The organism is Clostridioides sp. ES-W-0018-02, from assembly GCF_020658175.1.
GTDB lineage: Bacteria > Bacillota > Clostridia > Peptostreptococcales > Peptostreptococcaceae > Clostridioides.
In genome coordinates, this window is sequence record NZ_JACVVY010000001.1 from 1,110,978 (window position 1) to 1,123,506 (window position 12,529).

Here is a 12,529-nt window from a genome sequence, read left to right on the forward strand (position 1 = left end):
GTCTCCCTTCTTTATATAAGGTACATTATACATTGTTCCACAAAATAAATCAAAGAACAAAATTGTAAGTTTAAGGGTCAATTTTATAAAGGATATTTTCACTAATTTTCTCTATATTTGTGATTAATATTCATCTTTTATTTTTAAAAATAGCTTTGCAGTTGCTAAAGTGTCACTATCAGCTCTATGAGCATTTATATTCTCTATATTATAATAAGCACAAGCTGTTTCAAGCTTCTTATTTTTTCCTTTATAACTTTTACATTTTTTTAATAATTCTAGTGTACATATATAATTATTTATTGGCTCTAAATCCAACTTTCTAAGATAGTAATTTAAAAACTTTAAATCAAATTTTGCATTATGTGCAATTATAGTTCTATCACCTATGTATTTTCTAAATCTAGGTAAAACCAACTCTAAAGACTCCTCTTTTTCTACCATTTCATTACTTATGTGTGTCAATTCTGTTATAAATGAAGAAATTATACCCTTAGGTTTTATTAACCTTGAATAGTTTTTTACAATTTCGTCATTTTTTATTTCTGTTACACCTATCTCTATTATTTCACAACCTTTATATGGATCTAATCCTGTAGTTTCTAAATCTACAACTACATATTCTCTCATATCTCTTCTCCTTATTATCAAATGGATATATTTATATTCTATATTTATGCAATATACTAATCAATACTTAATTTTATATGATATATGAAATTTTTACAAATTTTACTAAATATACAGCAGATATTCCATTATAAATAAAGATTATTTTACTATAATAATTAAATTTTTATCTTATTATCATTTAATCTATTTTGATAAACATTATTATTTAATTCTTTATTGCTTAATTCTTTAAAATCTAAACTTTTACATTGTTCATCATTTTCCCATATTCCTGCCTGCTTATTTCCATCACTTTTATATAATACACCTTTGCCATTTTTCTTATTATCTAAGAAATAACCTTTATATATATCATTATTTGGATAAGTTAATTTTCCTAGACCATTTTTAAAACCATCTTTAAATTCCCCTGTATATATTGAACCATCTTTATAAGTATATTTACCTATTCCATGCATCTTATCATCTTTCCATAACCCTTCATACCTTTCCTTACTTGAAAAAATATATGTTCCAAATCCATTTTTCTTCCCATCAATAAACTCACCTTTATATAAGTCTCCATTATCATATTTGAATACTTTTTCTCCCTTTAATTTCTTATCAATATTCTTATTTTTATCGCTATTTCTATCTTGTGTATATGTTTTTTCTCTCCTTGTCTCAATTAAATCTCTATCATAACGAAAACCTTTTTTTGAATTATTTTTTATACTAGTTTTTTTCTTATTAATAAAAACTCTAGCTAATTGAATAAATATAAATGCAGATGATAAACATATAAACACACATACTATTGTTCTAAAATAACTAGTTATATTTTCCATAAAAATCACCCTTTTACTATAAAAATTTATTTAAAATACCTAATATAATATATATTTTTATTAGTTGGCATTTATACTTTTAAGACTATATATTAAGTAAATCTCATTTTAAAAGAATCTCTCTTAAAATAAACTAAGTACAATAAACACAGATAATTAATAGATACATATGAAATATCCTTGAATACTTCATATAAATATTTCTATACAAAGAAATAAAAAAGATGAACCCTAGAAAACAAAGTTCATCTTTTAATAAAAAAATATCTATTTAATAGTAATTAAAAGAAAATACCTATTTACTATTAAAAATATTTTTTAATTTATTTTATCTATTCTTTTATAAGAACTTTTACAACTTCTGATATATACATAGTATGATAATCTTTCTTTGGATACCACTTTTCATCATTTTCTTTAGCATCAAAGTTTTCTGGTGGCATTGTATCATGATATAATTTTTTACAAACCATAATCATATTAGCTTCTTCAAAGGCTACTGTATCATCTATAAAATATGGTGTAAGTCCTGCTTTTTCTACTTTATTTGTATCTCTACCAGAAATAGTACCACAAATATTTAAAGCTTCTCTGTATTTTTCATCAAAAAATGCAATTGTAAATGTGTCATTATTATCTACAAACTCTTTTGTATATCTCTGTGGTCTTATGTAAGTTGTTACAACATTTTTACTCCAATACACTCCAACACCACCCCAGCTTGCAGTCATTGTGTTAAATTTATCTGAGTTTCCTGCTGTTATAAGTAACCACTCTTTACCAATTTTAGTGAATGGATTAAACTGTAGTTCTTCAATTTTTACTTCTTTAAATCCCATAACATCATCCTACCCTTCATCTTTTAATAAATAAGTCATTTGTTAAAAATTTAAATATATGCACTTTTATAATACAGCTTTCAAGATTATTTTCCATATTCATGTAAATTATAATACAACAAATCAATTACTTTCGCAAGAAGTAGTTTTTATATTTTTTAATCATAAAATGTCAATAAAATATATTAATTATAAAATATATAATACATTTATTAAATTTAGAATACTATAATATTAAAAATGTAGAAAGTATATACACTTTCTACACTTATTACTATTTTATATATTTTTATAGTAGTTTAGTTCCATTTAAATCTAGTTTTGTTCAAAAACTATCATAATCACCAAATTTGGTTCTATTAATTGTAACTTTTTATACTTTATTAATAACATTTAAGTTATTATTCTTATCAATATATATTTTCTCACTATCTAAATCTTCATCAAACATCTTTATTATATTTTCTATTTCGTTTTTGTATTCATCTTCATGTACTCTATAAAGCATTAAATCTTCTAATAAATCTTTTATATCAAAATACACATCTTCTAATAAATAAAAATATCCATCTTCTATATTCTTTAATTTATCTATAGTATCCAATTTTTTATCTATATCTTTTATAACTTCTATGTTTTGTATGTTTATATTTATAATTGTCAATAAGTACATTCTCACAGTTTTTATTATCTCAATAGAAAAATCTACAATATCATAATTTCCTTCTTTTTTATAAAGTGATTCTTTAAATTTATCAAAACAATCATTTAAATCTGGATTTATGTTATTAAATGGAGGTCTTATTATATCTAGCATTATTAAAAGATTTTGTATATCTACATTATTTGTAATTGCCTCATCCAAAACAAATAAATTATATGCATCATTTAATGGGTCATGTGCATCTCCACTAAACTCTAAGTTAGCAAATTCAAGTAAATTTTTTAGTGATATATAGTTCATACATTTTATACCACACTCTATATATTTCTCTTTTATATCCACAAATAACGCTCTAATGTTGTTTACGAACCTTGGATGATTGTTTTTTTTAGAACTTCTCATATCAGTGTTATTGAAACATGTTAAATCTAAATTACCAAAAGTATATATTCCTTCAATCTCAGAAAATATGCCTAACCACTTTTTAAACTTTCTCATGACCTCTTCATAGCTTGGTGCATACTTTAATTCTTCTGAAGATATATGAGTCAACTCTTGTATATGAGGATACAACTGGGCATTACTTACTGGCTTTATTAAAGATTTAAACTTATCAATATTTTTTGTCTTTTCATCATACATAACTGCTCCAATTGCAATTATATCTGAATTTAATATATCTCTCTTTGATTTAGAATTTGGCATATTCATCTCAAAATCTATATATACTCTCTTCAATATAAACACCCTTTCCAATTGTTTATAGTGATTCTTTTAATTACTTTTATTCATAATTTTCTAAGAAAGAATGTTTCTCCCCATCTTTTTGCCACCCTAGTACCGAATCAAGATTTACGTTTTCTGCTGCTTTAAATATGGATTTTTCTACATTTTTAAAATTTGGCTCTAAACTTTTTATTAAATCTTTTATTTCATATCTTTTATTTCCAGTTTTTTTAGCAGCAACCATGCACGCACAATTTAAAGGCCATATACCACTATTTTGGATAAATCTTATAATGTGTTCTTCTCTTATATAGTAAAGTGGTCTTATAATTTTTATTCCTTCAAAATTAGTGGAATTAAGCTTAGGAAGCATAGTTTTAAAATTTCCTGCACACAACAAATTAAGCATAGTTGTTTCTATTACATCATCATAATGATGACCTAATGCAAGTTTATTACACCCCAATTCTTCTGCTTTTGAATATAATGCTCCTCTTCTCATTCTTGCACACATATAACATGGATAATCTTTTGCAATTTCATCAGCTATTTCAAATATTCTTGAATCAAATAAATGTATTGGAATATTTAAATACTCACAATTATCTATAAGTAATTGCCTTATATTTGCATGATATCCAGGGTCCATAGCAATAAATTCAACATCAAAATTAACTTGTCCATGTCTCTTTAATTCTTGAAACATTTTAGCCATAAGAATACTATCTTTTCCTCCAGATATTGCTACAGCTATTTTATCCCCTTCTTCAACTAGTTTATAATCTCTTATTGCCTTTATAAACTTAGACCATAAATGTTTTCTATATTTTTTTATAATACTTTTTTCTATATCCCTTAGTGAAAGTCTTTCCTCAAAAGGAACTATAATTTCACAGCCTTTTCCTGATAGCTCACTCATTTAATCACCTCGTATATTTATGTTAATAATATTTTACAAAAAAGTCTACATACTTCTATAAAATACTATAGTTTTACTTTAATTTTAATAAATACTTTATAGTTTACAATAACACATAAACTTATAATAACATAAATAAAGCCTTTCTTTTATTATCTTTTTTATTTTTCTCATTTAATATTTTATTATGAGTAACGATTTTTAAATGTATGAATATTATACACTAGATAGACTTACCTATCTATTTACAACAAGGAGGTTTTCATCTTGGAAAATAAAACTAGAGATATTAAAAAAAATTGTGGTTCATCTTTGGCTAGACCATATATTAATAATCAAATTTTCACAGAAATGTACTGCCTTTCTGATGCATTAAAATTTGGAACTATATTTCCAGAACTAAATTTATTAGAATCTGAAATGTACAACAAAGAATTATATGCTAAGCCAAAAAAATTAAGAGGAGGTAGAAGATAATGAAAGATTCATCTAGAGCTGAACTTATGAGAAAAATTCAGGAAACATCTTTTGCATGTGTTGATATGAACTTATATTTAGACACTCATCCTGATGATAAAAATGCTATCAACACTTACAATTCATTATGTAACCAATTTGCACAGGCTAGATATGCTTACGAAAATAAATATGGTCCTTTAACTAACTTTGGGTATGCTCCAAGTAGATGCCCTTGGCAATGGGCTGAGCAACCTTGGCCTTGGGACAGAGAATTTAATTATTAGACATCAAGTATTGGAGGATTGAAAATTCATGTGGATATATCAAAAAACTTTACAACACCCAGTTAATATAAAAACTTGTGACCCAAGAATGGCTAAGTTTCTTATAACTCAATTTGGAGGACCAAATGGAGAGCTTGCTGCATCTTTAAGATATTTAAGTCAAAGATATACAATGCCTACTGGTAATATGCGTGCACTTTTAACAGATATTGGTACAGAAGAACTAGCTCACGTTGAGCTTATATGTACTATGGTTTATCAGTTAACTTCTGATGTAAGCCCAGAAGAATTAAAAGCTGCTGGTCTTGGCTCAAACTATGCACAAAATGGATATGGAATTTATCCAACAGATTCAAATGGGGTTCCATTTGATGTAAGACCTATCGCAGTTATGTCAAATCCTGTAACTGATTTACATGAAGATATGGCTGCTGAACAAAAAGCACTTGCAACATATTATCAACTTATAAACTTAACAGATGATGTTGATGTTATAAACGTACTAAAATTCTTAGGTCAAAGAGAAATAATTCACTATCAAAGATTTGGTGAAGCTTTAATGGATGCTTATGAATTAGAGGAATGTCAAAAAATATTCTAAAATTCTTCTTTATATATAAAACTACAATTATTTACTAATTTACTAACTTACTTTTTCGCTTAAATTAGCTTAAAAATATAAAAAACTATAAAGAACTGTCCATTTTCTATACGCAGATAGAACAAATAAACAACAAAAAGCAGGTACTGAATCAACAGTAATAATAGATAGTAATCTACAATACTATTGACACCATACCTGCTTTTATTTTATAAGCAATAAAGAAATATCTATTTATAAAGTTTTATCATTAAATTTAAATGATTATAAAACTCTTCTTGCATTTACATATCTACTTGAATAGTAACTACTATTTATATTAGATATTGTTACCTTTTTTGATGAACCTGAAGATGCGTGTATCATCTCTCCATTTCCCATATATATTCCAACATGACTTACAGAGCCATTATTTGAACCTTGTGTATCAAAGAATATTAAATCTCCGCTTCTAAGGTCTCCTCTATTTACATATGCTCCATACTTACTTTGGTCTCTAGATACTCTTGGTATACTAACTCCAGCAGATTTTTTCATAACGTATTGTGTGAATCCAGAACAGTCAAAACTATTTGGACCTTCTGCTCCCCATACATATGGTTTTCCAAGTAGTGTCTTTGCAAAGCCTATTACACTATCAGCTCCCTGACTTGGAGAATTAGTTGAATCGGATGGAGTTGAAGTATCAACAGAACCTTTTTCTGCAAGATATTGACTTGATACATATCCTGTTTGGTCATCATGATTTACTTTTGTCCATCCACCATCTTCTGAGATACTTCCAACTTCAGTACCATAACTTAACGTAGCCACTTTAGAGTGTCCTGTTCCTGGTCCTGTTCTAAGGTTTAATGATTTTGCTGTTACAACTTTTGTATCCTTTACAATATCACTTGAACTGCTTCCATCATTTCCATTTGCAGAATCACTTAAGTTAATTCCTAAGTATTTACTTGAAACATAACCAACTCTACCATTAGAACTTATTTTTGACCATCCATTTGATTCAGATATGTATCCAACTTCAGTACCATATCCCAAAGTAGATATTTTAGAACTTCCTGTACTTGGACCTGTTCTAAAATTTAATCCCTTTGCTGTAACAACTTTTGTTGATTTTACTGAAACATCATTACTTTCATTACTATTTCCTAGGCTATTTATTGATAAATATTTTTCATGTACATAACCTGTATTCCCATTATATTTAACTTTTACCCAAGAACCATCTTTTCCTATGTACTCAACTTTATCACCTTTGTAGAACTTTCCTATAGATGCATTATTTGTACCTGGTCCTTTTCTAAAATTTACTGCATTCCCTGTTATTGTTCTACTTTCTACAGTTGAACTTTCTATTTCAGACTCATTAGCATATGCTAAATTCCCCATTGTAGGCATTATTATCGCTGTGGCCATTATACTGGCTGCTACTCTCTTTTGATTAAAATTCATAACTTTCCACTCATCTCCTCTTTTCTAGTAGATTTATTTTTTATTTCTAACATAAAAGAAATAATTGACACTATTTTTAAATATCAATTATTTCTTTTATATTAATATTATTACAAATTTGTAACTATTTGTCTATAGTAATAATTCTATACCATAAATTACCATAAATATTTTTTAATCATAGAGAGGTTAAAACTCAGTTATATAGCCAAACTATATCTTATTAAACAATTTTATATTTTTTAACTTTTTTGTAACTTTTATAACCCTGTTGAACCAAATCCACCTTTTCCTCTTTCGGAATCACTTAATTCTTTAACTTCTTCTATATTAATCTCATATATAGGTTTTACTACCATTTGAGCAATCTTCATATGTTTTTCAACTTTAAAATCATTTTTTCCATGATTTATTAATATGATTTTAAGCTCTCCTCTATATCCCTCATCAATAGTTCCTGGTGTATTTAACACAGTAATTGAATGTTTTAAAGCAAGTCCACTTCTAGGTCTTACTTGCGCTTCTGTCATAACAGGAAGTTCTATACATATTCCAGTTTTAATAAGTTTAGTCTCTCCAGAAGGTATTACAACCTCCTCTATAGAATACAAATCCATACCAGCATCACCTTTGTGAGCAAAATTAGGTATTATAGCGTCGTCATTTAATTTTTTTACTTTTAAATTGTACATTTTATATCTCCTTTCAATTTCCTATAAATATTATAACTTAAATTTCAGCCTCTTGAAGTTTTTTATTTTTTTGTGGTAATATAATTATTAGTGTTTTAAAGGAGGATTTTTTATGAAACTTGTACTTGCTGAGAAACCATCTGTTGCAAAAACTATAGCATCGTTTTTAGGTGCAAAGACTAGACAAGATGGTTACTTTGAAGGAAATGACTATATAATTACTTATGCAGTTGGACACTTAGTATCATTATATGATATGAAAGATTATGATAAAGATAAGTATTCTGGCTCTTGGAAAATGAATAACTTTCCATTTGTGCCTGAAAATAAGTTTAAATTCAAAATTGATAGTTCTAAAACCAAACAATTCAATACTGTAAAAAAACTTTTAAACAGAAAAGATGTGGAATATGTAATAAATGCCACTGATAATGACAGAGAGGGAGAACTTATAGCATTTTTAATATTTTTACTTGCAAAAAATAAGAAACCAGTAAAAAGAATTTTGGTAAATGAATGGACTCCAGAAGACATTACGAGAGGTATAAAAAACTTAAAAGATGAAGATGAAATGAGAAATCTTCAAGCTGCTGGATATACAAGACTTATTACTGATTGGTTAATTGGAATAAACTTCACTTCCGTTGCTACATTAAAATATGGAAATGGGAAATTATTAAATATAGGTAGAGTAATTCTTCCAACAGTCAAATTAGTCTATGATAGGGATATGGAAATACTGAATTTTGTTCCCAAAACTTATTATGAAGTAGAAGGTCATTTTAAAGCTGAAAATGGTGAATATAAAGGTAAATATATTAAAGGTAAAGAAAGTAAATTTGACACACTTGAAGATGCAAATAAAGTCATAGCTTCAATTACATCTCAAACTGGTAAAATACTAGATAAAAAAGTTACTATGTCAAAAGAGTATGCACCAAAACTTTTTAGTTTAACATCACTTCAAGGATATATAACTTCTAAGTACTCTAATTTTACCTCTGATAAAGTTTTAAATGTATGTCAATCTCTTTATGAGGGTAATGGTAAAGGTGGGTATATAACTTATCCAAGAACCGATTCTATTTTTTTAGAAGAAAGTTTAACTTCAAAGGCTTCTCAAACTTTAGAAAAATTAAAAGTCGGTCTTGAATATGAAAATAAAATTAAATTCTCCAAAACAAAAAGGGTCTTTGATTCATCCAAAGTAGATTCACATAGTGCTATAATTCCTACTTACATAATACCAAAAAATTTATCTAAAGATGAACAATTGGTTTATGATGCTATAAAAGATAGATTTGTAGCAAATTTTATGCCTCCTGCTGAATATGAGAATACAGAAATTAAGACTAAAGTAGATGATTGCACTTTTTTAACAAAAGGAAAAGTACTTAAATCAAAGGGATACCTTGAGGTGTATAATAAGGAAGAAAAAAACGATTTACTTCCATTTGTAAACAAGGATGATATTGTTGATGTCTTAGAGATAAAGCCATTAACCAAACAAACAACACCACCTAAATCATATACTGAAGATACACTTTTAAAAGCTATGAAAAATTGTGGTAAAAATGTACCTGAAGAAGACACAACTGTACTTTCAGGGTATTCAATAGGAACATCAGCTACACGTGCTGATGTACTAAAAAAAATAAGTCAAGTGGGCTATGTAAAGAAAAAAGGCAAATCTTACTTTATAACAGACCTTGGAAAAAATTTAGTTGAAATTTTTCCTGTTAAGGACTTATTTGATGTAGATTACACTGGTAAACTTGAAAAAAGTTTAAGTGATATTCAAAAAGGTAAATACACTAGAAAAGAATATCTTACTCATATTATTAGTTTTATATATCAAAATGTTAATATTATAAAGCAGGATGCTTCAAAAAATATAAATACAGAGGCTTATACTTTTGATTCAAAAACTAAAAAATTTACTAAAGTAAAAGCAAAGGATTCAAAAAATAGTTCCAAAAAAAGTTTAACTGATTCTGAAAAGGAAATTGCTGTATCAAAAGATACAGATATTAAAAAAGAAAATAAAACCAATAATGAAAATACGTCTCTTGGTAAATGTCCTATTTGTCAAGGTGATGTTCTTGAGTTTGATAAAGGATTTGCTTGTAAAAATCATAAAGAGTGTAAGTTCGTTATTTGGAAAAATGACAAATACTTAAGCCTCTACAAAAAGAAAGTTAATAAAACTATGGTCAAAAATATTTTAAAAAAAGGTGAGACAAAAGTAAAATCTTTAACTTCTAAAAATGGAAACAAGTTTGATGCTACATTAAAATATAATAAAAATCCAGATACTGGCTACTTCAACTGGAAAATAGAATTTGATAATTAAATAATATTCATAAAAGCAGAAATAGCAGTAGTATAATATTAAATATATTATACTACTGCTATTTCTGCTTTGTGTAAAAATTTAACTTTATATAATAACTTCTCATATGTACATTTAAACTAATTTTTTTACTATTTCTGATAGTTTAAGTGTATGTTCATCTAATAAAGTTAGTTCCTCATCAGAAAGATTTGATAGTTTCTTTACTATAGACTCTTTAAGAATAGATTGTACAATATCAAATAATTCAAATGCTTTATCTGTCAATTCAACTCTAAGAACTCTTCTGTCTTTTGGGTCAGGAAATTTATTTACTAAATTATGCTCTACCAATCTATCAATAATTGGTGTCATATTTGATTTTAGTATTCCTAAATTAGAAGCTATTTGAGAAATTGATGATGAGTTTGATGTCATAAGATAAAGAATTACCTTTGCATGTGATGGAGCCATTGGACACTCTCCAAAATACTCTTTCATCATATCTGAGTTGTTTTGAAATTTTTTTAACAAATCGTTTTCTTTGAATATATTATTTTGAAGTACAAATAAAAAGTCTAAAAAAGAGTCTGCTATTTTAAGTATATTATCGTTATCCATATTTGTAACATCCCTTCAATAAATACTGTAATAAAATATTCATTACTTATTATAGTATAAATTATAAACTATTAATAAATTTAAAACAAGAAAAAGTTATTGACTCATAATAATTATAAATTTATAATCAAATTAGAGAATTATAAAATGCCAAAAAAGGGAAGTTTTTTAATTAGCCTAAAACTAAACTTAAATTATAAGACACTTTAAATTCTACAACAAGCTAGTGTAAAATATAATAGGAGGAGATATGAAAAGATATTTAGTAGTTTTTTTAATGTGTAGTTCACTGTTCTTAGTTGGATGTGGAAAAACAGATGAACCTGAACCAGAAAAACCTATAGCAGTCTCTGTTCAAAAGGCAGTAGGTGGAGAAATAGAAAATACAAATGCTTTCTCAGGAACTACAAAAGTTAAAGATGAGACATCAGTTACTGCTCAAACTGCTGGCACAGTTCAAGAAGTTTATGTGAAACTTGGCCAAAATGTAAGAAAAGGTGATGATTTATTGAGTATAACTAGTGAAGATTTAGAAAACAGTGTAAAACAGTCTAAAGCATCACTAGATTTAGCAAAAGCAAGTTATGCAAGTGCTACTGGGGGTGCATTAGAAGCTCAAGTGAATCAAGCAAAAACAGCTCTTGATAGTGCAAAACTTCAATATGATGAATCCCAAAGAAATTATGACAATAACAAGGTTCTTTATGAGCAGGAAGTAATTAGTTTAGACCAATTTAAAAAAATAGAAGTTGCTTTAGAACAATCAAAACAACAACTAGATTCTGCACAAAGAGCATACAATACAGCAACTTCAAAAAGTATACCTCAAGCTAAATCACTTGCTAAAAAACAACTTGACCAAGCTCAAGTATCATATAACTTAGCAATGAGTAACTTAGATAAGCTGACATTAAAAACTCCAGTGGATGGAACAATCACAGCCAAAAACTTTGACTCAAAAGAGATGATAACACAATCACAACCAGCTTTTGTGATTTCTAATCCTAATATATTAGAAGTAGGCTTAAATGTAGCAGAAGCAGATATAGCTAAATTTAAAAAGGATGGTAATGTAGATGTTGTTATTGAAGACCAAAGAGTTTTAGGAAAGATAGATTATGTTCCTTCAGTAGTTGACCCTCAGACATCTTTATATCCTGTTAAAATACTTGTTACTAATACTAACAACAAATTTAAAGCAGGAATGTCTGCACAAGTAAACTTAAGCGTTGAAAAAGAAAATGGAGCTGTTACAGTACCTAAAAAAGCAATATTTGAAGAAAAGGGAAAAAAATATGTATACATAGCAACTAAAGATAACATAGCAAAGAAAACATTAGTTCAAACTGGAATTGTAACAGAGGATAAAATAGCAATCAAAAGTGGTGTAAGTGAAAAAGATACAGTGGTTATTGGGGGGATAAGTCTTATTTCTGATGGAACTAAGATATTTCCTGTAGAAAAGGAGAAATAGTAT

13 protein-coding genes are annotated in these 12,529 nt (G+C 27.1%); 5 read left to right on the forward strand and 8 right to left on the reverse strand.

Features of this window, described 5'->3' with window-relative positions:
* Nucleotides 1-123: 123 nt before the first annotated feature.
* The 5 genes from IC219_RS04960 to IC219_RS04980 all read right to left on the reverse strand — a co-directional run bounded on the left by IC219_RS04960 (nucleotide 124) and on the right by IC219_RS04980 (nucleotide 4,608).
* Nucleotides 124-630 (reverse strand): PolC-type DNA polymerase III, encoded by a 507-nt coding sequence (locus tag IC219_RS04960; RefSeq protein ID WP_227432643.1) that lies wholly within the window; start codon nucleotides 628-630, stop codon nucleotides 124-126.
* Nucleotides 631-788: 158 nt separating this feature from the next.
* Nucleotides 789-1,460, reverse strand: coding sequence for a hypothetical protein (locus tag IC219_RS04965; RefSeq protein ID WP_227830734.1), 672 nt, complete (start codon nucleotides 1,458-1,460; stop codon nucleotides 789-791).
* A gap of 332 nt (nucleotides 1,461-1,792) precedes the next feature.
* Entirely contained in the window at nucleotides 1,793-2,299 is a 507-nt protein-coding gene (locus IC219_RS04970; protein WP_227824161.1) for a flavin reductase, read from the reverse strand.
* A gap of 373 nt (nucleotides 2,300-2,672) precedes the next feature.
* Nucleotides 2,673-3,710, reverse strand: a complete 1,038-nt coding sequence (locus tag IC219_RS04975; RefSeq protein ID WP_227830735.1) for a 3'-5' exonuclease — start codon at nucleotides 3,708-3,710, stop codon at nucleotides 2,673-2,675.
* 37 nt (nucleotides 3,711-3,747) lie between these two features.
* Nucleotides 3,748-4,608 (reverse strand): tRNA 2-thiocytidine biosynthesis TtcA family protein, encoded by an 861-nt coding sequence (locus tag IC219_RS04980; RefSeq protein ID WP_227432639.1) that lies wholly within the window; start codon nucleotides 4,606-4,608, stop codon nucleotides 3,748-3,750.
* A 267-nt stretch (nucleotides 4,609-4,875) separates the two neighbouring features.
* On the opposite strand from IC219_RS04980, the gene IC219_RS04985 reads away from it, so the two are divergent.
* Genes IC219_RS04985 through IC219_RS04995 form a run of 3 tightly spaced genes read left to right on the forward strand, consistent with a single transcriptional unit; the run spans nucleotide 4,876 to nucleotide 5,952 of the window.
* Entirely contained in the window at nucleotides 4,876-5,085 is a 210-nt protein-coding gene (locus tag IC219_RS04985; RefSeq protein ID WP_227432638.1) for a spore coat associated protein CotJA, read from the forward strand.
* Nucleotides 5,085-5,351 (forward strand): spore coat protein CotJB, encoded by a 267-nt coding sequence (locus IC219_RS04990; protein ID WP_021385274.1) that lies wholly within the window; start codon nucleotides 5,085-5,087, stop codon nucleotides 5,349-5,351. Before IC219_RS04985 ends, IC219_RS04990 begins: the two co-directional genes overlap by 1 nt.
* 28 nt (nucleotides 5,352-5,379) lie before the next feature.
* The gene (locus tag IC219_RS04995; RefSeq protein ID WP_227432637.1) at nucleotides 5,380-5,952 is read left to right on the forward strand and encodes a manganese catalase family protein; all 573 of its coding nucleotides are present in this window, start codon (nucleotides 5,380-5,382) and stop codon (nucleotides 5,950-5,952) included.
* A gap of 264 nt (nucleotides 5,953-6,216) precedes the next feature.
* Here IC219_RS04995 and IC219_RS05000 read toward each other — a convergent pair whose 3' ends face one another.
* Together IC219_RS05000 and dut are read right to left on the reverse strand one after the other, a co-directional pair.
* Nucleotides 6,217-7,407 carry a C40 family peptidase gene (locus tag IC219_RS05000; protein ID WP_227830736.1) on the reverse strand — a complete coding sequence of 397 codons (1,191 nt, stop codon included), beginning with the start codon at nucleotides 7,405-7,407 and terminating at the stop codon, nucleotides 6,217-6,219.
* A 260-nt stretch (nucleotides 7,408-7,667) separates the two neighbouring features.
* Nucleotides 7,668-8,099, reverse strand: coding sequence for a dUTP diphosphatase (gene dut / locus IC219_RS05005; RefSeq protein ID WP_227432635.1), 432 nt, complete (start codon nucleotides 8,097-8,099; stop codon nucleotides 7,668-7,670).
* A gap of 112 nt (nucleotides 8,100-8,211) precedes the next feature.
* Here dut and IC219_RS05010 point away from each other — a divergent pair, with 112 nt between their 5' ends.
* Nucleotides 8,212-10,452 (forward strand): type IA DNA topoisomerase, encoded by a 2,241-nt coding sequence (locus tag IC219_RS05010; RefSeq protein ID WP_227830737.1) that lies wholly within the window; start codon nucleotides 8,212-8,214, stop codon nucleotides 10,450-10,452.
* A gap of 114 nt (nucleotides 10,453-10,566) precedes the next feature.
* Here IC219_RS05010 and IC219_RS05015 read toward each other — a convergent pair whose 3' ends face one another.
* On the reverse strand, nucleotides 10,567-11,052 hold the full coding sequence (locus IC219_RS05015) for a MarR family winged helix-turn-helix transcriptional regulator (protein WP_227432633.1): 486 nt from the start codon (nucleotides 11,050-11,052) through the stop codon (nucleotides 10,567-10,569).
* Between the two features lie 250 nt (nucleotides 11,053-11,302).
* Between IC219_RS05015 and IC219_RS05020 the strand changes: the two genes are divergently transcribed.
* On the forward strand, nucleotides 11,303-12,526 hold the full coding sequence (locus IC219_RS05020; RefSeq protein WP_227830738.1) for an efflux RND transporter periplasmic adaptor subunit: 1,224 nt from the start codon (nucleotides 11,303-11,305) through the stop codon (nucleotides 12,524-12,526).
* Nucleotides 12,527-12,529 lie beyond the last annotated feature (3 nt).